A 25,406-nucleotide genomic window follows, 5' to 3' on the forward strand; every position below is an offset into this window, starting at 1 on the left:
AATAGGAGACGATAATGAATTCACATAAGGTTAAAAAACTTTATTTGTTTATGATGTTTTTTTTAGTGATTGTTTCTTTTGTGGTGAATGTTGTAAATATTCGCCACAAAGAAGTTATCAATACAATCATTTTAATCATATTTACAATCGATACATTTTACACGCTTTTTAAAACAGAAGATAAAAAGGATTATATAAAACATCATTTTTTTGACTTTATAGCTATAATTCCGTTTCATCATATGTTTCGCTTAGTCAAATTTTTTCCTTTAGTTATTAAAGCAATTCAGTTAACTTCATTAGGACAAAAATATGTGTTACCGGTATTTTTTCGATTAAGAGAAACAGGAACGGGGCAATTATTTAATATATTTTTAGTTATATTTATTTTTCTACCTTTGCCATTATTGTGGATTGAACCAGAGATTACTAACTATGAAGATTTGATTTGGTGGGAGATGCAGACTGTGACTACTGTTGGTTACGGAGATATCGTTATTAAAACTCTTCTAGGTAGAATTATAGGTGGCATTTTGATGATTTTAGGTGTAGGGATTATTTCAACATTTACAAGTAGTTTGACAAGAGCTCTCAGTCACTCTAAAAAATCAAAACATAAAAAAACGGATGATATTATTCAAGAATTACTGGAAGAAAAACGATTCAGTGAAGATGATTTAGAGATTATCGATGCTTGGTTACAATTGGAAAAAAAGAAACAAGAAAATAATAAAGATATCAGTGATTAGCACATCTTTTATAGAGATGTGTTTTTCTTTGTTTATGATTGACTTACAGAAGTAATTTAAGGATAATACTAAAAAAGGGGGTTAATATGAAAGTTAAAAAAACAGAAGACAAAGTAATGAACATTTTTTTTGATGAAACTAATCAAAAAAATAAAAGAGTTAAAATGGGGTTAATTCGATTACAACCTGGAGAAAAAATACCTGATGAAGGGTATTCAAGACATGAGCAAGATGAGTTTTCCTATGTTTTAAAAGGGGAATGTCATACTATTTTAGAGGATGGTCAAGATATATTAGCTTTACCAGGGGATGCTCAACTTATTGAAGCCAATGAAGGCCATATTAACTATAATTCAAGCAATGAAGTAGCAGAGGTTGTTTGGATGTTAGTTGACAGGGAGGAAAAATAATGAAGAAAAAATTAGGGTTAATGATATCAATTGTATCAGTCATATTTATTTCAGGCTGCTCAACAACTAAAAAAAGTGAAAGCAAAAAAAGTAGTGATAAAATGAGTATTAATATGATGTTAAATTCTGAATTATCATCGTTAAATACTTCGGCAATATTAAATACACCTGATACCATTATTCATACAGGTGTATTTGAAGGACTATATGAATTAAATGATAAAGAAGAATTAGTTCCAGCAGTAGCGAAAGAATTACCAGAAATTTCTGAAAATGGTTTAAAATACACGATTAAACTAAGAGATAATGCGAAATGGAGTAACGGCGATTCAGTTAAAGCACAAGATTTTGAATTTTCTTGGAAAGAGTTAATCAATCCTGATAGAGGATATGTTTATAGTTTTCTAATGGTAGGCATCATAAAAAATGCGAAAGACGTAAATGAAGGAAAGTTAAAAGTAGATGAGTTAGGTGTTAGAGCAATCGATGATTATACATTAGAAGTTGATTTAGAAAAACCAACTCCATACTTTACCTCTCTTTTAGCTTTCTCACCATTCTTCCCTCAGAATAAAACTGTTGTAGAGGAATATGGAAAAGATTATGGAACAAGTTCAGAAAAAGTTGTTTATAATGGCCCATTTGTCGCGAAAGACTGGAATCAGGCGAAAACAACTGTCAAGCTAGAAAAAAATAAAGATTATTGGGATGCAAAAGAAGTTAAAGCAGATGAAATAAATTTTGAGGTAATCAAAGAACCATCAACGGCTTTTAACTTATTTGAAAGTGGCGAGTTAGACATTGCTAACCTATCAGGAGTGATAGCTAACCAAAATAAAAATAATCAAAACTTTGAAGCGCATCCTTCTTCTACAATGAATTATATAAGGTTAAATCAAAAAAGAGATAACAAAGAAACAGCTTTATCAAATGAAAATTTAAGAAAGGCATTGGCGTTATCTGTGGACAAAGAGACATTGGTTAATAATATTATTTCTGATGGTTCAACAGTGTTAAATGGTGCAATTATCAAAGGATTTGCTTATAATCCAGAAACGAAAGAAGATTTTCGTGATGAGGCTGGTGATCTGATGAAGTATGATAAAACAAAAGCTCAAGAATATTTTAAAAAAGCCCAAACAGAGCTTGGCGACAAAATTACGTTAGAATTAATGACGGTAGATGAAAATTCGTATAAACAAATGGCAGAAAACCTAAAAGGTCAGTGGGAAGAAACACTGGATGGTATTGAAATTACAGTGAAATCATTGCCTACTGAAACTGCATTAAATATAAGTAATCAAAGTGATTATGATATGTTTTTAATTTATTGGACGCCTGATTATCAAGACCCAATCTCAACTTTAAATACAATGAAGAGTCCTAATAATAGAAATTATGCCAATAAAGAAGTGGATGATTTATTAGAAAAAGCATCAAACGATAATAATCTAGCACAAAGATGGGACTATTTAATTAAAGCTGAAAAAATTATTATGGAAGATACAGCAGGTATGATAGTCATTAGTCAAAATGCTAATGCAGTATTAAAAAATAATGACATAAAAGGCTTAACTTACCATACTTTTGCTGCACCAGTTTCAGTAAAATATTTATCAAAATAAAAAAGATTAGCCTGTAAAGAAAAAACACTTTACAAGACTACTTAAAACTGATAAACTATGCTTTGTGATTAAAACAAATTAAAAATTTTTGGAGGTGCCTTAATAATGGCAGTTAAAATTCGTTTAAAACGTATGGGTTCTAAAAAGAAACCTTTTTATCGTATGGTAGTAGCAGATTCTCGTTCACCTCGTGATGGACGTTACATCGAAGTAGTGGGAACTTATAACCCATTAACAGAACCAGCTCAAGTAAAAGTTGAAGAAGACTTAATCTTAGACTGGTTATCAAAAGGAGCTCAACCTTCTGATACAGTACGTAACATTTTATCTCGTGAAGGAATTATGGAAAAACATCACGAAGCTAAATATACTAAAAAATAAGGTGGGTTTGTGAATGACTGATGCAAAAGATTTGGTATTAACCATTGTCCGTCCGTTAGTTAGTCAACCCGATTTGGTTCATCTAGATGTTGAAGAATCTGAAGAATTTATGGAGTATAACTTAAGCGTGGCTTCAGAAGATATTGGTCGTATTATAGGAAAACAAGGTCGTGTTGCAAAAGCAATTCGAACAATTGTTTACAGTGTACGTACGAATGATTCTAAAAGAATTCGTTTAAACATACTTGATGATAATAGTTAAAAAGCAAGCATTAGAGTTAATCTAGTGCTTGCTTTTTTTTATCTATAGGCTGTAAAACCTTTTCCAACGACTTCGTGAGCACTTGTTACAACAACAAAAGCTTCTTCATCAATATTTAGAATAGCTTGTCTTAATGTAATAAACTGATCCTCTTGTATCACGACCATAACCATTTTTTTTGTTTCTAAATTTAATCCACCTTCGATTGGAATAAGTGTCGCTCCTAAATCTAGATCAGAAATAATTTGTTCGCGAATTCTTTTATAATCATTAGAAATGATCATAACATTTTTAGATGATTCTGGGCCAACTTGGACTGTGTCAACCATCCGACTAGTCAAGTATAAGGCAATCAGCGCAAATAATACTGTTTGTACATCAAAAACAAAAAGGGCACTTAAAATAACTAACCCATCACAAATACCTAAGATAATTCCTAATTTGATTGGAATATATTTTTGGACAATCAGCGCAATTAAAGCTGTACCTCCTGTAGAACCTTTGCCTAGAAAGACTAAACCAACACCAAGACCAACCGTAACTCCACCAAATATAGCAGCAAGTATTGGTTCGATATTATTTAACGCGACACCATGTAAAAGTGAGACGAATAACGGAACAAGAAAGCTCCCTAAGATACTTTTAAAGAATACTTCCTTTCCTAATAAGAAAAAAGATAAGGCCAATAAAATAAAATTAACTGAAAATAAAACAATGCTTGGTGTTAAATGAAGTGTTTCATATAAAATAATGGTTAATCCATTGATTCCACCAGAAACAATTCGATTGGGCAATAAAAAAGCATTGAAACCAAATGCCACAAAAAGTGTTCCAATGATGATAAATAGCGTATCGCTAAAACGTGGTCCTATTTTTTTTTGTAAAGTTTGTACCATATAGACTCCTCCTTGAAATCATATCGTAACTTATTTCAGAAAAATTTAAAAGAGTTTTTATTTTATTTACAAAATATATTTCAAATAAAACCTATTAATTATCTATTGATTTTATATATTACGTACTATATAATAATTAGCAGGTACTAATTAAAGTTAATTGGAGGAATTAGTGTGTTAAAACAAGTATATCAATTTGATGAAGGCAACGCAGATATGAGAGACTTATTAGGTGGTAAAGGTGCTAACTTGGCAGAAATGACACGCTTAGGATTACCAGTCCCACCAGGATTTACGATTACTACAGAAGCGTGTATGTCATTTTTAAATACAACAAAAGAATTATCACAAGACTTAAAAAAAGAAATAGATGAGCATTTGAGTTTATTGGAGAAAAAAACCAATAAATCGTTTGAAGGAGAAAATGATTTATTGTTAGTATCAGTCAGGAGTGGTGCAAAATTTTCGATGCCTGGTATGATGGATACAATTTTAAACTTAGGATTAAACGACGACACAGTTGAACAACTAGCAGCATTAACTAATGATGATGCTTTTGCGTATGACTGTTATCGACGTTTGTTACAAATGTTTGGAAACGTTGTCTTTGGAATTGATATGCAGTATTTTGAAAATTACTTAACTTTTTATAAACAAAAGTATGGTGTTAAACTTGATAGTGAATTATCAGGGGATGATTTAAAACAAATTGTAAAAGAATTTAAACGTATTATTTTAGAAATAAAAAAGAAACCGTTTCCTCAATCAGCTAAAGAACAGTTATACTTGGCAATTGAAGCTGTTTTTCATTCTTGGAATAATGAGCGTGCCCATATTTATAGAGAATTAAATCGTATTCCGGATGATATTGGGACCGCGGTTAATATACAGTTGATGGTTTTTGGAAATAGTGGAGAGACAAGTGGAACAGGTGTAGCTTTTACAAGAAATCCAGCAACAGGTGAAAACAAATTATTTGGAGAATATCTAATTAATGCCCAAGGCGAGGATGTTGTAGCAGGTATTCGAACGCCTGAACCAATTGAAAAGTTAAAAACGGATTTACCTAAAGTATATGAAGAATTTGCCCGTCTAGCTCATTTACTAGAGCAACATTATCGAGACATGCAAGACATAGAATTCACAGTTGAAAAAGGAAAATTATATATTTTACAAACACGTAACGGTAAACGAACAGCCCAAGCAAGTGTTAAAATTGCAGTTGATTTAGTGGAAGAAGGATTAATTAGTGAAGAAGATGCTTTAATGACACTAAACCCTGATATGATTAGTCATTTGTTACACCCAGAGTTTTCTAAAAACGCATTAGAAAAAGCAATAAGGGTCTCTGATGTTGGATTACCAGCTAGTCCGGGGTCTGCAGTAGGGAAAATTTGTTTTGATGCTGCAACTGCAAAAGAATGGGCATCACAAGGTGAAAAGGTTATTTTAATGCGTCAGGAAACGTCTCCTGAAGATATTGAAGGGATGGTAGCTAGTGAGGCAATTGTGACCAGTCGCGGTGGTATGACATCTCATGCAGCTGTTGTGGCACGTGGTATGGGGACATGTTGTGTGGCAGGTTGTAGTGAATTAGAAATTGATGATTTTATAAAAAGAGTTATCTATCCAGATGGTCAATTAAATGAGGGAGATGTTGTCTCTGTTGATGGAACAAATGGTGTGATATATCTAGGAGAATTGGAAGTGGAAGTGACTGGAACGTCTAGTTATTTTGATACCGTGATGGCGTGGGCAAAAAAACATGCCAGATTAGATGTCCGTATGAATGCAGAAACAGTTAGTGATATCAAAACAGGACTGTACTTTGGTGCAGATGGTATCGGTTTAATTCGTACAGAGCATATGTTTTTTGGTGCAGAAAGATTAATTCAAATGCGTAGATTTATCTTATCTAATAGTTATATTGAACGAGAGAAAGCACTTAAGGTTATTTTAGAGTATCAAATGGAAGACTTTAAAGAAATTTTTGATACTTTAAATAATTTACCGGGTGTCATTCGATTGTTAGACCCACCATTACATGAATTTATGCCAACAAAAGAAGAAGACATTGATTTATTAGCTAGAGAAATGGGTGTCAGCAAATCTGAAATAGAACGACGATTGAAAGAATTACATGAAGTGAATCCTATGTTAGGTCATCGTGGTTGTCGTTTGGGGATGACTTATCCTGAATTATATATTATGCAAAGTGAGGCAATCATTCGTAGCGCAATTAATCTAAAACGTGAAACAGGTTTAGACGTGACACCTGAAATTATGATACCATTAGTAGGAACGACAAAAGAGCTAAGTGAATTAAAAGAAAAAATTGAGCTGTATTTAGATGCGTTGATGGAAGAAGAAGATATTCATGTCTTTTACCGAATCGGGACAATGATTGAACTTCCACGAGCTTGTCTGATTGCTGATGAATTAGCAAAAACAGCAGATTTCTTTAGTTTTGGTACGAATGATTTAACGCAAATGACATTTGGGTTTTCAAGAGATGATGCAGCAAAATATATTAATGATTATGTGTCAAAAGCTGTTTTACCAGTTGATCCCTTCCAAACTATCGACAAAGAAGGGGTAGGAGAATTGATAAAAACCGCTGTTGAAAAAGGACGTTTGACCGCACCAAATCTTAAAATAGGTGTTTGTGGAGAACTAGGTGGAGATCCAACATCGATTGAGTTCTTTGATGAGCTTAATTTAGATTATGTGTCTTGTTCACCATATAGAATCCCAATTGCCTACATTGCATCAGCTCAAAGTACCATCCGTCGTGCGTCTAATAACAAATAAAAGAGGTGTCTTTGTGGAACTAAGCGAACGACAAAAAAAAATTATCGATATTGTCAAAACAAATGAGCCGATAAGTGGCGACAAGATCGCTGGACAATTAGGGCTGACAAAGCCAACGTTAAGAAGTGATTTGGCCGTTTTAACGATGACTGGTATTCTGGATGCTAGACCAAAAGTTGGTTATATTTATTCAGGATTGCCATTTGATCCATTATTACAAGAGCATTTATTTGATGTACAAGTAGATGAGGTGATGTCAAATCCTGTAATAATCTATCCCCATACAACCATAAAAGATGCGACAACGTCATTATTTATGTATGACTGTGGATCACTTTATGTCATTGATGAAGAAACAAAAGACTTGATTGGACTGGTTTCACGAAAAGATTTACTACGTAGTTTATTAAATAATCAAGACTTAGAGTTAGCTATTGCGATTATTATGACACGTATGCCAAATCTCGTTGTGGCATATCCAGATATGACCATTTTAGAAGCTGGTAGTTTATTGAGCGCCCATGAAATTGATTCATTACCGGTTTTAAGTCGAGAAACCAATCAAGTTATTGGAAAATTATCAAAAACTAAAGTGGTACAGCACTTTATTAAGTTAGGGAGAGAGTTAAAACATGAACAACTTTAGAGAAAGTAAATTTAAACAATTACAACTATTTGTGATATCAGATTCGATTGGTGAAACGGCTCAGCGTCTTATTAATGCTGTATTAGCACAATTTCCGCAATTAGATAATTATGATATTAAAAAATTTCCTTTCGTTGATTCAAAAGAAGTCTTAATGCAGATTTTATCAGATGCGTTAAATGAAAAAGCCATTGTGGTGACAACCTTAGTAGATGGTGAATTAAATAAAGTGTGTGCTGATTTTTCTAAAAGTACAGGACTTGAGTATGTTGACTATATGTCAGAACTAATGACAAAAATTTCTCATCGAACACATATGGAGCCAACACATGAAAGTGGCTCACTCTATTTAATGGATCAAGAATATTTCAAACGTATTGAGGCAATAGAATTTGCGGTAAGGTATGATGATGGGAAAGATCCAAAAGGGTTTAGAAAGGCAGATTTAGTGATTTTAGGTATCTCGCGTACGTCAAAAACACCACTGAGCATGTATTTAGCCAATCGCTCAGTCAAAGTGGCAAACTTACCGTTAATCCCTGAAGTTCCTATACCAAAAGAATTATTTCAGTTAAACAATGTTCCGGTTATTGGGTTAACAGCAAGCCCAGAATATATTATGCGAGTGAGACAATCTCGTTTAGATTCATTAGGATTAAACGGCAGTTCTTCTTATGTGTCATTAGATAGAATCAAAGACGAACTTAACTTTGCTCATGAATTATATGATTCATTGGGTGCTATTGTGATTAATGTAGAAAATCGTTCAATCGAAGAATCTGCACAATTGATTGAGGAGTCTTATAAAAATAGGTAAATAAAAAAGCGATGCGTATGGCGTATCGCTTTTTTATATAAAGGATTGAATTTCTTGATTGACTAATAAGGGTCTTGTACGCAAAATTGAGTGTCCTGTTTTATCTAAAATAACTAACTTCGCTTGTTTTAAAGAGTCAATAAAAGGAGTGACTTTATTGAGATCAATGATATCTCTGTCTCCAAAGATAAACAAAATCGGCATTTTTAATTTTTCACGATAATTTGCCGTTAAAGGTAGATTTTTCATGGCTAAACGCAGAACTCTGGACCCTTTTTTTAACCGTAAAAATTGTTTACTGATGGTATATAAAGATGAATAAAGAAATTGTTTACTCTTTTTCAATTGATCAAACCGTATGTTAGGAGAGATAAGTACTAACTTTGCTACACGCTCAGGATAGTAATTTGCAAAAGATAATGCAATGTTGGCTCCATCGCTAAAGCCAACCATTGAGACATCTACTAGTTTTTCACTATCAAGAATGGCTAAAATATCACTAAATATATCTTTAAAATCAAGATAAGCACTATTATTTGATGATTTCCCGTGATCTCTTGTATCCATTAAAATTAATTGATGTTGTTTTTGAAAAATATCTACTTGTTTTTGAAAAGCATGGTGTGACCCACTATTTCCATGGATGAAGAAAATAGGTGTCCCTTGTCCAACAACTTGATAAAAAATATGGCTACCATCATTCGATGACACGATTTTTTCCATACAAGATTCCCCCAAAAAATTGATTAAGATTTTAATTCATAAATTTTAGATGGACGACCGACACCAGTCGCACGCTCTCCAATTTCATTAAAGTAAGGAAGCATGGCTTTTTTATAATTTGAGTGATCGATATCTTTAAAGTCTACCCCTAAAAATTTGGCATAAACTTTTCTTGCTTCACTTATTGTAAAATCATTTCCCAATACACGCAACACTTGAGGCTCGTGGTACATTTTATTACACACTCTATTGAATGCTTTAATAATAATTTTGGCGTGGTCAAATGCTAAGGAGTCCTCTCCGATAGAGTCACCAGTTAACAAATTAAGACAAATTGATGCATCAGAATGATTGGTTAAAAATAATAAATCATCCTTACGTGTTAAATCAAACCAAGATGCTTGTGCGGCTTCATCTCCTGCATCTAACGGTTCCTCTCCAATAAACGCTAAGTAACTGACTGTAATAACCCAACCACGAGGGTCACGTCCAGGTGTGCTAAATGTATGGAGTTGTTCTACATGTTCACGAGTAATGGTCACGTTTGTTTCTTCTTTTGTTTCACGAATACAACTATCTGCAGTTGCTTCACCTGGAATAACAAACCCACCTGGCAATGCCCACGAATCTTTAAACGGATGAGTATTACGTTTTATTAATAAAACTTTTAACGCATCTTGTTCTTTGTTATAACAAAATAAAACATTGTCCACGGTAACAGATGGCATATCTTGTGTAGGGAAATGTTGTTTTTTGTACCAATTTAAATATTCTTCTTCACTAACTTGCGTTTCGTAGTAGTGTTGTTCTGTTGTTTTTTTGTCGAAAGACGACATATATAACTACCTCTCTTTTCAAACTTACTAATCTTTCTCTATTTTATCAGATAAAAGTGATTTTTAAACCCATTAAGAGTCGAAATAGGTAAAAAATACATTAAAAAAATGAGCAAAATACTTTCTTTTTTATAGGGTAGGGGGTATATTGAGTTTGTAAGACACAAAACTCTAGGAGGCATATATGTTTTTATTTAAAAAAGTACCAAGCATTACAGCACAAGAACTACAGGAAAAATTGAAAAAAACGATCGAGTTAATAGATGTGAGAAGTCCGGAAGAATTTGCGCAAGGTCATATACCTAAAGCAAAAAATGTTCCATTGGATACGATTCAACAATATAAGCCAAAAGGAAAAACTGTTTATGTTGTCTGTGCGTCTGGTCCAAGAAGTAAACGTGCGACACAATATTTAGTTAGTCAAAATTATGATGCTTACAATATTGAAGGTGGCATGATGATGTGGAATGGAACATTGAAAGTGGGGTATAAATAATTATGAGAACAATTATTGTCGGTGGGGTTGCAGGTGGAATGTCTGCAGCAACAAGATTAAGACGTTTAGATGAAGAAATGGACATTGTGATTATTGAAAAAGGACCATATGTATCATTTGCGAACTGTGGTTTACCTTATTATGTATCAGGTGAAATCAGCAATCGTGATGACTTATTGGTTCAAACGCCTGAAAAATTAAAAGCTAGATTTAATTTGGATGTAAAAGTTGAAACAGAAGTGATTTCTGTTGATGCAGATAAAAAAGAAGTGACATTATCACATAACGGTCAAACAGAAGTAATGAGTTATGATAAATTGGTTCTATCACCTGGAGCAAAACCGTTTATTCCACCATTAAATGGGATAAATGATGCTAAAAATTTATTTACTTTAAGAAATGTGCCTGATGTTGATGAGGTGATGACATATTTAGATAGTCATAAACCCCAAAAAGCAGTTGTTATCGGCGCAGGATTTATCGGACTAGAAATGGCTGAGAATTTAGTTCACCGAGGTTTAGAAGTTACAATTATTGAAATGGCACCACATGTTTTACCAACAGTTGATTCAGAAATGGCATCATTTATTACAAACGAACTACGTGCTAAAGGTGTTAAAGTACTGACAAGTCAAGGTGTGGTGGCGATGGAAGATAACGGTCAAACATTGGTGCTTAATAATGGAGATAAAATTAAAACAGACTTAGTGTTAATGTCTGTCGGCGTACGACCTGAAAATGGCTTAGCTGAATCAGCTGGGATTGAACTGGGTATGCGTGGGGGTATCTTAGTTGATGACTCTTATGAAACAAACGTTAAAGATATTTTCGCTGTTGGAGATGCAATTATTGTTAAAAATCAAATTAATAACGAAGATGCTATGATTGCACTTGCTTCCCCAGCAAATCGTCAAGGTCGTCAGGTAGCTGATGTGATTGCTGGTATGCCACGTAAAAATAAAGGAAGTATCGGAACAGCGATAGTTCGAGTGTTTGAACAAACGATTGCTTCAACAGGTTTAACAGAAAAACAAGTAAAAGATTTAGGCTACGAGTATCATGTCGTTCATGTTGACGGAAAAAACCATGCAGGGTACTATCCTGGTGCTAGCATGATTTTCTTAAAGTTGATATTTAACCCAACAACAGGTAAAATCTATGGTGCACAGGCTGTAGGTAAAGATGGTGCTGATAAACGTATTGATGTGTTAGCTACTGCGTTAAAAGGCGAATTGACTGTTGAAGATTTACCAGAATTAGAATTAACTTACGCCCCACCATTTGGATCAGCAAAAGATATTGTGAATATGGTTGGTTATGCTGCGTTAAACATTATCGAAGGATTAGCCGAAAACATCCAATTATCTGAATTAGAACAGGCCAAAGAAAATGGAGCAGTATTAGTTGATGTACGAACACCTGAAGAGTTTGAACAAGGAACGATTGAAGGGTTTATTAATCTACCACTGAATAAAATTCGTCAACGTGCAAATGAATTACCAAAAGACAAAGAAATCATTTTAAGCTGTCAAAGTGGGCAAAGAAGTTATATTGCGCAACGTATGCTTGCACAAATGGGTTATGACGTGAAAAACTTAGATGGATCGTATCTATTGTATAAAGCAATCAATGGAATTTCATAAAAAATAAGGAGTGGGTCACAATGGAAGACACAAAAAGAAAAGTTAGTAATCGTTTAAAACGTTCTGAGGGGCAAATAAGAGGGGTTCTTAAAATGTTAGATGAGGACAAGAGCTGTCGTGATATTGTGGTCCAATTATCTGCTATTCGATCTAGTATTGATCGTGCGATTGGTGTGGTCGTTGCTGAAAATTTGATTGATTGTATCGAAGAAGAATCTGTTACAGCAGAAGATCGTGATGAAAAGATTAAAGAAGCGATAGATTTAGTGATAAAAAAATAACCAAAAACCAACTATTTATTAAATCGAATAGTTGGTTTTTTATGTTAATGTTTAAAAGGTATTTTAACCTGAGAAATAGTAATAATTTATACAGTTATTATTTATTATCATAGATAAATTGAAATTGAATGTGCTATCATGATGTAAGACGTATTTATTTCATAATAGTTGGGAGAGTATTCATTGAAGAAAAAAGTTGTTGTACTGGTTGGAATGTTGTTGGTTTTAGGAATAGTAACAAAATTTTCAATTAATCTAGTAAAGAATGTTCATAAGACAAATAGAGTTGTGGCAACAGATGAAAAGGTGGCAAAACCCAAAAAAATGTCATCTAAAAGTCAGAGCCTATTTGATGTAGAACAAGTGGTGTCTGAACCGATATACCCTATAAAAGATTTAGTAAGTCGACAAGTTAGCGAGGACAAATTACCAAAAGGAACAGTCGTATCAGTTAAGCCTGTAAAAGGTGATGATGCATGGGTAGAAATAGTTAGTGACCCACCAAAAGGGTTCATTGAAACAAAATATCTAGACCATCGACAGGAATACATTGATAAAAGAGAGAGTCAACGTGAAAAAAAATTAACCTCAAAAGCATTTAAAAAGCAGATTAATGAAGCAATAGAGCAGTTTATCCTTAGTAATGGTGGAGACATAAGTGTGTATCTAGAAACTGTCAATCATGATTTTTCATATAGTTATGATGGTGATAAGGTAAGACGAACCGCAAGTAGTATAAAACTACCGTTTATTACTTATGTGATGAGTTTAGCTGACAAAGGTCAAGTGAATTTAAATAAAAAACTGACTTATACGGCAAACTTCAAAATTGATGGCACTGGTATTATTCAATTTGAACCAATTGGAACAGAGTATACAATTGAAAAGTTAACGGAATTAGTTATTCGTTACAGCGATAATGTAGCCTATTTGATGTTATTGAATTATATAGGTGAACCAAATTTTGTTCAATTTTTATCAGAATTAGATGCTCAGTCACCAAATAATCGTGTGTTTTCAACTGCACGAATTTTGACTAAGTCAATGGAATATGTTTATCAAGAAAAAAATAAAAGTAAAAATATGAACATGCTTTATGGTTGGTTACAAGATAGTATTTTCGATGACGGAGTAGCGGTTGGACTACCTGGTGTGGATGTCGCTCATAAAACGGGCTGGATGCCAATGTATACCGTTAGTAATGATATTGCACTTGTCAAAGATGAAAAAAATCCGTACTTTATAACTATCATGACGAGTGGCTACGATAGTTCTTATAGTGAGCAGTCTATTTCAGATTTGGCAGCTATTATTGATGGATACATGTTACAATTGGATGTATCAAAATAACAAGTTAATCTTATCTAAAAAAGAATGAATTTTTAGATAAGGTTTTTTTATGTTTATTTAAGAAAAATGACTCTTTTTTGACAAGATTATGTATAATAGCACTAAGGATTGACGATACTTTTTATACAAGGAGAACATGATGGGAAAAGTTAGAATTAATAATATGCTTGTGTATACCTACAACGGTGTAATTAAAGAAGAAAAAGTTTTAGGTCAGAAACTAGAATTAGATATAGAATTAACTCTACCTCTTGAAAAAGCAGGTAAAACAGATGATTTACATCAAACAATTAGTTACGCAGATGTTTATACAGATGTAAAAACAGCTTTAGAATCAAAATCATTTGATTTGATTGAAGCAGTTACTTATTATGTGTTAGATATTTTAGGTGAAAAATATGGTGATATGTTGGAACATGCTGTTGTTAGAACAAGAAAATATCATGTTCCTATTGCAGGATTTTTTGATAATGTTGAAATAGAAATGGAAAGAGATTATTAACATGGAAACATATTTAGCATTAGGGAGTAACATGGGTGACTCTTTAAATTATCTTAAACAGGCAGTCGAACAATTACATAATCGACAAGAAATAAGTGTGTTAAGTAAATCAAACATATATGAAACTGATCCCTATGGAGATGTGCCACAAGATGATTATTTAAATGCAGTGATAAAAGTGGATACCACACTTTCTCCAACTGAATTATTGAAGACAGTTAATGAAATAGAAGCTGATTTAGATAGGGAACGTTTAATTCGATGGGGACCAAGAACAATCGATATAGACATTTTGTTAATGGGAGATTTAGACATTAATACACCTGATTTGATCATTCCACATAAAGAAATCACTAAAAGATCATTTGTGTTAATTCCTTTAAGAGATGTGTATTCACAGAAGACGTTAAAAGGAAAAACACTTGAGGAATGGATAGAACAATCAGGCAATGCTAGTGAAGTCAGACAGACAAATGAAAGTTGGGATTAGGATGGAACGGGACAAACAAATTCAAATAGAAGAAGCAGTCAAAACAATATTGACAGCGATTGGTGAAGATGTTAATCGTGATGGATTAAAAGAAACGCCTAAACGTGTCGCAAAAATGTATGCTGAAGTATTTTCCTCTGTTCAAGAAAAAGAATTTACAAATTACAAAGTGTTTCCAAGTTTAAATGAAGACGATATGGTGTTAGTGAAAGATATTGAGTTTTATTCAATGTGTGAGCATCATTTATTGCCATTTTTTGGAAAAGCTCACGTTGCTTACATTCCAAGTGACAATAAAGTGTTAGGATTAAGTAAAGTTGCCCGCATGGTAGAGTTTTGTGCCAAAAGACCAAATGTTCAGGAAGATTTAACCATTCAGATCGCTAATTTGATTAATGAAAAGGTTAAAACAAAAGGAGTCGCTGTATCTATAGAAGCTGAGCATATGTGTATGGCAATGCGTGGTGTAAAGGCTCGTGGTAGCGTGACGAAAACGTTCCATTATCAAGGAGTGTTTAAAGAAGATAAAGAGGTCAAAAATGACTTTTTAAGGGCATTGGACTAATCATGGGTTTTATAATGGCAAGTAACAATCATAAAAAAATACAGGAGTTACAGTTAGCTTTTCCAAAAGAAATCATTGAATCTTATAGTCTATATAGTGATCCTATCACTATTATAGAAAACGGCTCAACCTATCAAGAGAATGCATTAATTAAAGCAAAAACAGTATCACAAACGATTGATAAGCCAGTTATTGGTGATGACGGTGGTCTTGAATTATTGGCTTTTCCAGATAAGTTAGGTATACAGACATCGCGTTTTTTTGAAAAAGGGTTAACTGATGAACAAATGAATGAACAATTGTTAATGTTATTAGAAAATCAAGAAAACAGACGATTTAAGCTTTATGCCTGTTTGGTTTTTTATTCCAATGAAAATAAACCGATCATTATAGAAAAAGAATTGACAGGAATCGTGTCGAAAACAATCCAACATGGTGGAGGGTATGGATTTGATTCCATTTTAATTCCAACAGGCTACGATAGGGCCTTGTCGTTAATGAATCATTTGAAACGACAAGAATTAAGTCCTAGAATTCAAGCGTTTAAAGAGTTAATACGGAGGCGGTAAGATGTTTAAAGATAAACCAGTCATGGGGATATTAAATGTAACCCCTGATTCTTTTTCTGATGGTGGTGACTTTAGTCAAGTCAACCAAGCCATCGCTCATGCTAAAGAGATGATAGAGGATGGTGTTGATATTATCGATATTGGGGGTCAATCTACTCGACCTGGTTATATTGAAATTTCACCTGAGGAAGAAGTTAAACGTGTCATACCAGTGATTAAAGAGATACGTCATTTTAGTAACATACCAATCTCCATCGACACATATTTTCCTGAAGTAGCTAAAGCAGCAATAGAAGCTGGTGCTGATATTGTTAATGACGTAAAAGGGATGGATATGGAAGGGATGGCTGACGTTGTTTCACGATATGGAGTGCCAGTAATTATTATGCACTCAAGAGAGCGTCAAAAGAAATTATCTATTTTTGCAGATTTACAAGAATTTTATCAAGAAAAAATAAAACAGTGTCAAGAGAATCAGATTTCGCTCGATAATATTTGCTTTGACCCTGGAATTGGCTTTCATAAATCTATGGAGGATAACGAGTTAATTTTATCATTTCCAGAAAAGTGTCGTTGTAATAATTATCCTCTACTTTATGGCGTATCACGAAAAAGAACCATCGCTCACTTAATAGATGAGGACAAGCCCAAAGAACGAGATTTTGGTACGGTTGCAGCATCATTGTATGCAATAGAAAAAGGCGTTGAGATTGTTCGAGTCCATAATGTAAAAGGAATGTGTGATACATTAAAAGTGTGGAATAAGTTGGAAAGGTAATGAAAAAGACAAATCAATCGACTGACTTGTCTTTTTACTTGATTTCAATTCCATAGTAAGAGAGTGTTTTTCCATTGTATCAACATTATATTGTTGTATAATTGTTCATTTAGAACTTATTCAGAATATCGAAATCACCATCTTTACTATGAAAATGATTTGACTTGATTCAGTAAATAAATTAACATAAAATTAATATTTGATGGCAAAAAAATAAATATTTTTAATTTTGTTAAATATATAGAAATATAAATTATATGTCATATCTATATGTTTTTATAATTTGATATAAAAAAGAATGGAGGTACCTGGATGATATCATTTGCAAATGATTACCTTGAAGGTGCTCATGAAAAAGTGCTAAATCGATTAATTGAGACAAACATGAAACAAGAATTTGGTTATGGATCAGATTCCTATTCAAAAAAAGCCAGTGATAAAATAAAAGAACTAATTGAGTGTCCAAATGCTTCCATTCGTTTTCTAGTTGGTGGAACGCAAACGAATCAGATAGTGATTGATTCGCTTCTTAATAAATATGAGGGAGTCTTGGCACCAGAGACCGGTCATATCAATGTTCGTGAAGCTGGAGCGATTGAATATAGTGGGCATAAAGTCTTAACATTACCCTCAATTGATGGAAAAATATCAGCTAAAGATGTAGAGGATTATTTGAGGCGATTTAATCAAGATGAAACGAAAGAGCATATGGTGACCCCAGGAATGGTATACATTTCTTACCCTACAGAATATGGGACACTTTATTCATATGATGAACTTGAAGAGCTGTCTTCTGTTTGTCAGGAAAATAATTTACCTTTATTTATTGATGGGGCGAGACTCGGTTATGGATTGGTTAGTGAACAAAGCGATGTTACCATTCAAGACATTGCTCGGTTGAGTGATATATTTTATATTGGAGGGACAAAAATTGGTGCTTTATGTGGTGAGGCAGTTGTCTTTACTAAAAATAATGAACCAAAACAATTTGTTTCAATTATTAAACAACATGGAGGATTGCTTGCCAAAGGTCGTTTATTAGGGGTGCAATTTTTAGAGTTGTTTACAGATAATTTATATTTTGATATCAGTCGTCATGCTGTAAGATTATCCCAAAAGTTAAAACAAGCTTTTTTAGATAAAGGGTATCAATTGTATTTTGATTCACCAACCAATCAACAATTTATTATTATGAGTAATGATCAAGTTGAAAAACTTAAAAAACTTGTATCCTTTGCTATATGGGAGCAGTATGATGAAAATCATATGGTCGTGAGATTTGTAACGTGTTGGGGAACCTTAGAAGAGAATGTGGATGAATTAATATCTTATATATAAGGAAGAGGCTGACCCAAAAGTCTTAAAATAGAAAAATCCCATGAAATCAGTTTATTAAAATACTGATTTCATGGGATTTATGTTTTGTTAGTTTAGTGATTTTCATTTAAAAACTAACTTTTAGGTCAGCCTCTTTTATTTATAATGGCTTGCCTCTTTTAAAAAATGATGATTAATTAAAAATATGCTATATTAAAGCTAACGAAATTAAAGGAGAAAATTGATGCAAGAATCAATCGAAAAAATTAATTTAGTAATCAATGAAGTTAAAAAAGTTGTTTTAGGAAAAGATGATGTTATTAAATTGACGTTAACCTGTTTACTTGCTGGGGGACACGCGTTATTTGAAGATGTCCCAGGAACTGGAAAAACTCTGCTAGTTAAAACGTTAGCCAAAACAATACAAACTGAGTTTACCAGAATACAAGCGACACCTGATTTATTACCAAGTGATATTTTAGGCGTGTCTATTTTTGATATGTCTGAGCAACAATTTGTTTTCCATCCAGGACCAATTTTTACAACGATTTGTTTGGTTGATGAAATCAATCGAACCACACCAAAAACACAATCAGCCTTACTTGAAGCAATGGCAGAAAAACGCGTTACTATAGATAATCATACCTATACACTACCTGATAGTTTTTTTGTATTGGCAACTCAAAATCCTATTGACTATGAAGGAACGTATCATTTACCCGAAGCTCAATTAGATCGTTTTATGATGAAGTTAAGTATAGGATATCCAACGTTTGAAGATGAATTAAAATTAGTAATGGGTGACGATAGAACTAAAGTTAAACTTTTTCCAGTCGTTGATGTATCTGATATTGAACAATTAAAAAAACAAGTTGAAGGTGTTTTTATCAATGAGTTGATAGCAACCTATGCCTTAAAGTTGGTGCATGCTACGAGGCACCATCAAGCCATTGAGCTTGGTGTTAGTCCAAGAGGGAGTAAAGATTTAGTCCAATCGGCTAAAGCATACGCGCTAATTAATGGACGGGACTTTGTTTTACCAGATGATCTACAATATATTTTTCCTTTTGTCGTTTCTCATCGTTTAAAATTTAAACACGTCACGTCAATAGACCAAAATAATATTATACAAGATATCTTAGAAAAAGTTGATATTCCAGTTAAGAGGTGAGTCATGTCGTATAAATTAAAAAATACAGTTAGCATCATCATATGCTTTATTATCTTTCTTATTGTCTTGTGTTACACGCTAATTTTTTTGACAACGGTTGGATGGATATTAACAATGTTCATGCTATTGACTATGATTACTTCATTAATCAGCTTTAAACTGGCAGATGTGAAAAAAGTAGATGTAGAAATTGATAATTACTTACTTATTAATAAAGATGATGTGGTATCAATTAACTTAACGGTTAAAAAAAATACGCCTAAATTTGTTTTTTTTCCTGTGTTGAAAGTTTCAATAGAAGAACTCGATTTTCAAAAATATTTATATGGTTATACTGGAAAAACAAAAACGATGTCACTTCATATAAAAATGACTAAGAGAGGGCATTATGAATTAGCTAACATTGAACTGGTTTCTGGTGATATGTTTTACTTATTGTTGTCTAGTTATCATAAAAAAGTACCAGTTGATTGGTATATACTCCCAAGATACATAAAAAATCCTCAATCTTTAATAGAAATGATTGATTTTTCAGTAGTGGCTAAGCAATTTGGTGATGTGTCATTTAATATAAAAGGATACCGTTCATATAATCATGGTGACTCGATGAAGCAAGTGGATTGGAAAGTCTCAAGTAAACATCAAGAAATAATGGTGAAAGAATTTTCTAACGAAACAGAAGAAGTTCCTGTATTTGTTTTTTTCGGGCAAGCTAGTTTTTATTTTGAAGTATTATTAGATGTGTATTTTTTGTTTTTTGAATCATTTGATACATATTCTACTTCATTTTATTTAATAGGAGATGGCGTAGAAAGTACACCAGTTGAAACTATGACTCCCTTTGCTCTTATTAGAAAAACAGAAACCATTGATTTATCTGTCATTTTAAACAGGATTAATAACGATGTGGTTTTATTTATCCCAGAGATGACAGAATCTATTCAACATAACATTAATATAGTTAGAGCTAGTCAAAACATATCAATACAAGTGATTACCTATAAAGACTTAAAAGAAGGTGGGGATTTGTGATGATTAAGTATTTTAAGGAAAATCTACCTTTAGGCATTTTGACATTTTTTATATTTTCAATTGCACTTAATGAGATAGCGACTGTTTTTGATGTTCAAAATAGCCAAGCAATTTTTTTATTTGTGGGAAGTTTGACAGTGGTAGCCTGTGTGATTCCTTACATCGTGGTACGTTTTCTTTTGTATATACCCATCTATATTTTTAGTTTATATAGTTTATCATTTTCTGGCTATTTTTATTCTTCTTCTTTTTTTATAACTGACTGGATAAGTAATTTACAGGCATTTATAACTAAACAATATACAGAACACTATTCATTAATCGTCATGTCTATTATTTTATTAGTGATTGTTTTAATGATTGAGTGGCAGATATCAACAGAAACAATCACACCCCAGATGGTGTTTTTCGTGGGATATTTGTTGTTTTTAAATGAATTCAACGACCTATCAGTAACTATTCCCATAGTGTTAATTGTTTGTTTATACTTATTAGAGCGATTAGTGGTTGGCAGTGTAATACAAATCAATGTGTTATTCGTGTTAAATATAGCGATTGTTGTCTTTATTGGTTTAATCAGTATTTATGGGCAATCCTCTACTATAAAAAGTTCACTTATTAGTTTGAGTACTCCTTTAAGACAGCGAGTGGATGAAAGCGGGCTTTATAAATTTATTAATGATAATAAATTAAGGTTTATGGCAACGACTGGATTTGGTGAAGATGATAGTTTGTTAGGAGGGCCTGTGAAAGATGATGAAAGTTTAGTTTTTGATGTGAAGCAAAAAAAATCACGGTACTGGCGCGTTGATAGTAAAGCTGAATATACTGGAAAAGGTTGGATAAATTCAGATAGTGGTATACCTGAATTTCAATCAGTTGAGTCATTATTAATTGAGCCATCTGGGTATAAAAATGACTATATGTCTCCCGAAAAAATAACCATGCATTTTTATGACAATGATAATTATTTACCAATATCTTATGGGAAAATAGATTTATCAAAAAATAAGGATCATACCACCTATCAGTATAATGATGTATCAGGACGAGTCAATATGAGTAAAAAGTCAGACTCTGGAGATATTTCTATGACAATCTATTCTCCTATATACACTGAAGAATCCTTAAAAAAGTCAGAACTAGTGATTCCAGATGATCAATATCTTCAGCTACCAGAAGATTTATCTAAAAATATAGAAGAATTAACAAAAGAAATAACACAAGATAAAGACACATTATATGATAAAGTAAAGGCTGTCGAAACACATTTAAAAACATCGAGTGAATATACTTATTCAAAATCAGGTACGCGCCATGTTCCAGATAACTCTGACTATGTCTCATTTTTTTTATTTGAGTCAAAAGTAGGCTACTGTAATAACTTTTCAAGTGCCATGAGCGTGATGTTAAGAACCATTGGTATACCTACTAGATGGGTAAAAGGGTTTAACCAAGGAGAAGTAAGAGAAAGTGATGGAGATGACAAAGTTTATAATATTCGAAATTCCAATGCCCATTCGTGGGTGGAAGTATATTTTGAAGGCAGTGGCTGGGTACCATTTGAGCCCACTCCAAGATTCAATGGAGCTCAGACAGTTGAAACACAGACAGAAGAAATAAAAACAACCCCTTCTAATAGTCAAGAAAAAACGAAAGAATCAACGACTCAAACAGATGAGTCAACCACTCAATCGACAGAAAGCAAGCAAGAAAAACAGGTTAGTTTGTGGACACAAGTAAAACGTCTTATTCAAGATAATACACGTCTTATGAAATTATTAGGTACTATTGTTGCGTGGATATTAATTATTGCGATGATTTTATTCTGTCTGACATACCGCTATTACATCATGCTATGGGTTAGTTTAAACATTCTAAAACAGCCGCTCACTAAAGTCTATTCCATCCTGTTAAAACAAGTAGAAAGCTTTTTACCTAGAGATGTGGGTATGACTTTGACTGCCTATACAGAGGATATTGGACAGAAATATCCTCATATAGAAATAGTTTTTTCTCAGTTTACCCAACTATATGAGAGGATAGTTTACGGATCTAAGGAAGATGAAAGATTAACAACTCAAGAAGCTCAAGATATGTTAAAACTATCTAAGACATTAATTAAATTAAAAAGAATATCTAGCTAAAATCTAGATGTTCAGGTAAATCTGGGACAAATTGACTAGGCGCAATTTCTGTCACGTCTTCATTTAAGGAGACTTCTTTAAATTGACAGGCGTTCACCCAGACACATCCTGATCCAACTAAAGTAATACCAATATTAATGACATCAGCTTGTAGAGGAACATCAAGAACACAAGAATAATAATTCCAGTCAGATGTTTGAGTGATTAATCTATCTTGCATGTTATCAAATGCCAACATATCATAATATTTCGAATCAACTCGAACCCACAAGCCACTAGATCCAGCTGTTAGTTCAGCCTTTAAAAAGGCGGAAAATTTAATCCGTTTATTAAGAAATGTTTTAGCTTTAAATTGTTGCATAATCGTTCCAAACTCTTCTGCTTCAAAATTGTCTGCAATTGAAAATAGTTTGGCTGATTGTTGGCTGATATGTGTCATACTTGAATCAATGTCTATTTGATATTTGCCTCTAGCATTTCCAGATAAAAACCATCCATCTATATTACTATTAGTTTGTTCCATAGCTTCTTCTCCTCGTTTTATAATGGTTTGATGGAGCTTACGATATTTTTTAGGGGGTAAGTTGAATACTTTTCTAAATGCACGTGTAAAAGATTCTTGCGATGTAAATTGAGCCTGTAAAGCAATGTCTAAAATCCTTCTATTTGTGTATTTTAATAAAATAGCTGATTGTATTAATCGTTGTTGTTTAATATAATCATAGAGAGATAATCCGGTTTCATGCTTAAAAAGCCGATGAAAATGATAACTAGAGTACCCTACAAATTCGGATATTTCTTGTAGTGTAAGTTTTGTTGAAATATGTTGCTGGATGTATTTGATGGCTTTAGATACATCGTTGGAATAGTTCATCATCTTTCCTCCTCCATAAAAAAAGTGTAACACAAGAAAACTCAATTTTTTTGACCAATCTTGCTGAAAAAAGGGGATTAAAATATGACAAAACAATTGAATCAAATACTAATGGCTAATCAAGTAATGGAAACAACCCGATGTATTTTGAGGAATATCACGTTAGAAGATATTGATGATATGTATGAGTATTGTCGAGTAGAAGAAGTGAGTAGGTATACCAAATTTAATGCTCATCAGTCAAAAAAAGAAACGAAACGAGTGATAGAGGAAATATTTATCCCAAATTATTTAACGAAATGGGGCATTGTTTTAAAAGAAACCAACAAATTAATTGGAACAATTGATTATATATCGCTTGACGAACATTGTGCTACGATAGGTTATGCTTTATCTCAAAAATTTTGGGGGAGAGGCATTGTTCCAGAAGTGTCTCAAAAATTATTAGAGCTATCGTTTGAAAAGTTAAAATTGAAAGTCGTTTATGCGAGTCATCATCCTTCTAATGTTAGTTCTGGAAAAGTAATGAAAAAAATAGGTATGACTTTATTGGGAAAAGATTATTATTTTGATTTCAAAAATAAACCATTCGTTGAGGTAGTAAAATACGGTATGACGTATGAGGATTATTTCAGTTAAAGATAAAAAGCGTTATCAATTTGTGATTAACGCTTAGTTATCTGTTTTATTTGACAAGTATTTTTCTTATTAAAAAAATAAATCGTCATAAACCAAAGAATACCTATTACTTGTAGAATTCCACCTATTTTAAATGCTAATTGACTATATGACGTGTCGTTAAACAGTGTCATAATGATAAGTGATAAGCCAATTAATAATTTTGAGGGCAATGTTTTTTTACAATGACATCCCATAATTAATCTCCTTATTATATTATACTATACAGGGTATCACATTTTGATAGAAATGCATAACGTAAAGGAAAAAAATATGATGAATAAGAAAGTAACAATAAAAGATGTCGCAAAATATTCGGGAGTATCTATTACGACAGTCTCTCAAATATTAAATGGAAAAAATAGACAATTTCATCCAGATACAGTAAAAAAAGTTATGACTGCACGGGATGCATTAGGATATGAACCGGATTATTTTGCGCGCCGAATGGTGATGAAAAAGAGTCAAACAATAGGTATTATCGTACCAGATATAACGAATCCATTTTTTGCAACGTTAGTAAAAGGAATAGAAGATGTATTATTTAGTGCAGGTTTTATGACTATATTATGCAACGTAGATATGAATTTAGATAAAGGAAAAAAAGCTATCGAAGCGCTCAATCATCGAGGAGTCGATGGATTGATTTTAGCCAGTTCTGGTATTTCTTTAAATGAATTATCAAATCAAGAGCTATTTCAAAAGATTCCATTAATCGAATTAGATCGACAAGTTACGACCAAAACCATTGATTCTGTTAGGACGGACGATTACCAAGGAGGAATGTTGGTTGCTGAATTATTAAATAGATACCAACATACATCTGTAGCAGCTTTATTTCCTGAAAAAACTAGCCCAAATATTTTAAAAAGATATCAAGGATTTTTAGAAAACTTTGAAGGAGACGTTCAGTTTTTCCCAACAGAGTTGTCAAAAATAAGTGGTAAAAATCAAGTTAAACAACTATTAAAGACTAACGTAACAGCTATTTTTGCTGCTAATGATGAAATTGCATTTGGTGTTTATACTGGATTAACCGATGCTGGTAAACAAGTCCCAAGAGACTATAGTGTAGTGGGGTATGATAATATCGAAATGAGTGAATATGTCTCACCAGGATTAACAACAATCTCTCAACCTATTTTTGAGCTAGGACAACAGACAGCAAATACTCTTATAAGTCGGATAGAGTCCCCTAATGAAGAATCTTCAGAAATTATATTACCAGTCTCATTAGTAGAACGTTTTTCTGTAGCACACCCTTGAAAACTATTTCAAAGTGTGCTATATTTTTTTCGAAAGATAAATTAAAACGTTTTACTAAAACGTTTTAATTAAAAATGAATAGGGGGAACTG

At 32.8% G+C, this 25,406-nt stretch carries 28 protein-coding genes; 23 read left to right on the forward strand and 5 right to left on the reverse strand.

The features are described 5' to 3' along the window. Nucleotides 1–14 precede the first annotated feature (14 nt). The 5 genes from JNUCC83_RS02440 (at nucleotide 15) to JNUCC83_RS02460 (ending at nucleotide 3,427) form a co-directional block, all read left to right on the forward strand. Nucleotides 15–749, forward strand: a complete 735-nt coding sequence (locus JNUCC83_RS02440; protein WP_454460657.1) for a potassium channel family protein — start codon at nucleotides 15–17, stop codon at nucleotides 747–749. An 86-nt stretch (nucleotides 750–835) separates the two neighbouring features. Further along, nucleotides 836–1,159 carry a cupin domain-containing protein gene (locus tag JNUCC83_RS02445; protein WP_454460658.1) on the forward strand — a complete coding sequence of 108 codons (324 nt, stop codon included), beginning with the start codon at nucleotides 836–838 and terminating at the stop codon, nucleotides 1,157–1,159. After that, nucleotides 1,159–2,784, forward strand: a complete 1,626-nt coding sequence (locus tag JNUCC83_RS02450; protein ID WP_454460659.1) for a peptide ABC transporter substrate-binding protein — start codon at nucleotides 1,159–1,161, stop codon at nucleotides 2,782–2,784. Before JNUCC83_RS02445 ends, JNUCC83_RS02450 begins: the two co-directional genes overlap by 1 nt. Nucleotides 2,785–2,889: 105 nt before the next feature. Continuing rightward, the gene (gene rpsP / locus JNUCC83_RS02455; protein ID WP_454460660.1) at nucleotides 2,890–3,165 is read left to right on the forward strand and encodes a 30S ribosomal protein S16; all 276 of its coding nucleotides are present in this window, start codon (nucleotides 2,890–2,892) and stop codon (nucleotides 3,163–3,165) included. A gap of 13 nt (nucleotides 3,166–3,178) precedes the next feature. Beyond that, nucleotides 3,179–3,427, forward strand: coding sequence for a KH domain-containing protein (locus JNUCC83_RS02460; protein WP_454460661.1), 249 nt, complete (start codon nucleotides 3,179–3,181; stop codon nucleotides 3,425–3,427). Between the two features lie 38 nt (nucleotides 3,428–3,465). Here the strand turns inward: JNUCC83_RS02460 and JNUCC83_RS02465 are convergent, their stop codons facing one another. Beyond that, a complete protein-coding gene (locus JNUCC83_RS02465) occupies nucleotides 3,466–4,323 on the reverse strand; it encodes a YitT family protein (protein WP_454460662.1) in 858 nt (285 codons plus the stop codon). Nucleotides 4,324–4,497: 174 nt separating this feature from the next. Between JNUCC83_RS02465 and ppdK the strand changes: the two genes are divergently transcribed. From ppdK to JNUCC83_RS02480, 3 genes are read left to right on the forward strand one after another with little or no spacing between them, the layout of a single operon-like run. Then, a complete protein-coding gene (gene ppdK, locus JNUCC83_RS02470; RefSeq protein ID WP_454460663.1) occupies nucleotides 4,498–7,134 on the forward strand; it encodes a pyruvate, phosphate dikinase in 2,637 nt (878 codons plus the stop codon). Between the two features lie 13 nt (nucleotides 7,135–7,147). Further along, nucleotides 7,148–7,780, forward strand: a complete 633-nt coding sequence (locus JNUCC83_RS02475) for a CBS domain-containing protein (protein WP_454460664.1) — start codon at nucleotides 7,148–7,150, stop codon at nucleotides 7,778–7,780. After that, nucleotides 7,767–8,597, forward strand: coding sequence for a pyruvate, water dikinase regulatory protein (locus JNUCC83_RS02480; protein ID WP_454460665.1), 831 nt, complete (start codon nucleotides 7,767–7,769; stop codon nucleotides 8,595–8,597). The genes JNUCC83_RS02475 and JNUCC83_RS02480 overlap by 14 nt, the downstream gene beginning before the upstream one ends. Before the next feature lie 33 nt (nucleotides 8,598–8,630). Here JNUCC83_RS02480 and JNUCC83_RS02485 read toward each other — a convergent pair whose 3' ends face one another. Further along, entirely contained in the window at nucleotides 8,631–9,320 is a 690-nt protein-coding gene (locus JNUCC83_RS02485; RefSeq protein WP_454460666.1) for an alpha/beta fold hydrolase, read from the reverse strand. A 23-nt stretch (nucleotides 9,321–9,343) separates the two neighbouring features. After that, complete coding sequence (locus tag JNUCC83_RS02490) at nucleotides 9,344–10,156, reverse strand: NUDIX domain-containing protein (protein ID WP_454460667.1); 813 nt, start codon at nucleotides 10,154–10,156, stop codon at nucleotides 9,344–9,346. Between the two features lie 184 nt (nucleotides 10,157–10,340). Here JNUCC83_RS02490 and JNUCC83_RS02495 point away from each other — a divergent pair, with 184 nt between their 5' ends. The 13 genes from JNUCC83_RS02495 (at nucleotide 10,341) to JNUCC83_RS02555 (ending at nucleotide 22,497) form a co-directional block, all read left to right on the forward strand. Then, entirely contained in the window at nucleotides 10,341–10,652 is a 312-nt protein-coding gene (locus JNUCC83_RS02495; protein WP_454460668.1) for a rhodanese-like domain-containing protein, read from the forward strand. Between the two features lie 2 nt (nucleotides 10,653–10,654). Further along, nucleotides 10,655–12,295 carry an FAD-dependent oxidoreductase gene (locus JNUCC83_RS02500; protein WP_454460669.1) on the forward strand — a complete coding sequence of 547 codons (1,641 nt, stop codon included), beginning with the start codon at nucleotides 10,655–10,657 and terminating at the stop codon, nucleotides 12,293–12,295. A 20-nt stretch (nucleotides 12,296–12,315) separates the two neighbouring features. After that, entirely contained in the window at nucleotides 12,316–12,576 is a 261-nt protein-coding gene (locus JNUCC83_RS02505) for a metal-sensitive transcriptional regulator (RefSeq protein ID WP_454460670.1), read from the forward strand. A 183-nt stretch (nucleotides 12,577–12,759) separates the two neighbouring features. Further along, nucleotides 12,760–13,926: a serine hydrolase gene (locus tag JNUCC83_RS02510; protein ID WP_454460671.1), complete on the forward strand. Its 1,167-nt coding sequence runs from the start codon at nucleotides 12,760–12,762 to the stop codon at nucleotides 13,924–13,926. Nucleotides 13,927–14,065: 139 nt separating this feature from the next. Further along, nucleotides 14,066–14,428, forward strand: coding sequence for a dihydroneopterin aldolase (gene folB, locus JNUCC83_RS02515; RefSeq protein WP_454460672.1), 363 nt, complete (start codon nucleotides 14,066–14,068; stop codon nucleotides 14,426–14,428). A 1-nt stretch (nucleotide 14,429) separates the two neighbouring features. Then, complete coding sequence (gene folK, locus JNUCC83_RS02520; protein WP_454460673.1) at nucleotides 14,430–14,918, forward strand: 2-amino-4-hydroxy-6-hydroxymethyldihydropteridine diphosphokinase; 489 nt, start codon at nucleotides 14,430–14,432, stop codon at nucleotides 14,916–14,918. Nucleotide 14,919: 1 nt separating this feature from the next. Then, nucleotides 14,920–15,483 (forward strand): GTP cyclohydrolase I FolE, encoded by a 564-nt coding sequence (folE, locus tag JNUCC83_RS02525; protein WP_454460674.1) that lies wholly within the window; start codon nucleotides 14,920–14,922, stop codon nucleotides 15,481–15,483. Between the two features lie 14 nt (nucleotides 15,484–15,497). Beyond that, on the forward strand, nucleotides 15,498–16,052 hold the full coding sequence (locus JNUCC83_RS02530) for a non-canonical purine NTP pyrophosphatase (protein ID WP_454460675.1): 555 nt from the start codon (nucleotides 15,498–15,500) through the stop codon (nucleotides 16,050–16,052). A 1-nt stretch (nucleotide 16,053) separates the two neighbouring features. Next, entirely contained in the window at nucleotides 16,054–16,830 is a 777-nt protein-coding gene (gene folP, locus JNUCC83_RS02535) for a dihydropteroate synthase (RefSeq protein WP_454460676.1), read from the forward strand. Between the two features lie 312 nt (nucleotides 16,831–17,142). Next, nucleotides 17,143–18,168 carry a threonine aldolase family protein gene (locus JNUCC83_RS02540; RefSeq protein ID WP_454460677.1) on the forward strand — a complete coding sequence of 342 codons (1,026 nt, stop codon included), beginning with the start codon at nucleotides 17,143–17,145 and terminating at the stop codon, nucleotides 18,166–18,168. Between the two features lie 223 nt (nucleotides 18,169–18,391). Further along, nucleotides 18,392–19,318 (forward strand): AAA family ATPase, encoded by a 927-nt coding sequence (locus tag JNUCC83_RS02545; protein ID WP_454460678.1) that lies wholly within the window; start codon nucleotides 18,392–18,394, stop codon nucleotides 19,316–19,318. Between the two features lie 3 nt (nucleotides 19,319–19,321). Beyond that, the gene (locus tag JNUCC83_RS02550) at nucleotides 19,322–20,350 is read left to right on the forward strand and encodes a DUF58 domain-containing protein (protein ID WP_454460679.1); all 1,029 of its coding nucleotides are present in this window, start codon (nucleotides 19,322–19,324) and stop codon (nucleotides 20,348–20,350) included. Beyond that, nucleotides 20,350–22,497, forward strand: a complete 2,148-nt coding sequence (locus JNUCC83_RS02555; protein ID WP_454460680.1) for a DUF4129 domain-containing transglutaminase family protein — start codon at nucleotides 20,350–20,352, stop codon at nucleotides 22,495–22,497. Before JNUCC83_RS02550 ends, JNUCC83_RS02555 begins: the two co-directional genes overlap by 1 nt. Here the strand turns inward: JNUCC83_RS02555 and JNUCC83_RS02560 are convergent. Further along, complete coding sequence (locus JNUCC83_RS02560; RefSeq protein ID WP_454460681.1) at nucleotides 22,490–23,371, reverse strand: helix-turn-helix domain-containing protein; 882 nt, start codon at nucleotides 23,369–23,371, stop codon at nucleotides 22,490–22,492. The two genes, JNUCC83_RS02555 and JNUCC83_RS02560, sit on opposite strands and share 8 nt — an antisense overlap. A gap of 84 nt (nucleotides 23,372–23,455) precedes the next feature. Here JNUCC83_RS02560 and JNUCC83_RS02565 point away from each other — a divergent pair, with 84 nt between their 5' ends. Further along, the gene (locus JNUCC83_RS02565; protein ID WP_454460682.1) at nucleotides 23,456–24,010 is read left to right on the forward strand and encodes a GNAT family N-acetyltransferase; all 555 of its coding nucleotides are present in this window, start codon (nucleotides 23,456–23,458) and stop codon (nucleotides 24,008–24,010) included. A 26-nt stretch (nucleotides 24,011–24,036) separates the two neighbouring features. On the opposite strand, the gene JNUCC83_RS02570 is transcribed toward JNUCC83_RS02565, so the two are convergent. Continuing rightward, nucleotides 24,037–24,246: a hypothetical protein gene (locus JNUCC83_RS02570; RefSeq protein WP_454460683.1), complete on the reverse strand. Its 210-nt coding sequence runs from the start codon at nucleotides 24,244–24,246 to the stop codon at nucleotides 24,037–24,039. Between the two features lie 76 nt (nucleotides 24,247–24,322). On the opposite strand from JNUCC83_RS02570, the gene rbsR reads away from it, so the two are divergent. Next, nucleotides 24,323–25,315, forward strand: a complete 993-nt coding sequence (gene rbsR, locus JNUCC83_RS02575; RefSeq protein ID WP_454460684.1) for a ribose utilization transcriptional repressor RbsR — start codon at nucleotides 24,323–24,325, stop codon at nucleotides 25,313–25,315. Nucleotides 25,316–25,406 lie beyond the last annotated feature (91 nt).

The sequence above is a fragment of the Vagococcus sp. JNUCC 83 genome (assembly GCF_053667615.1).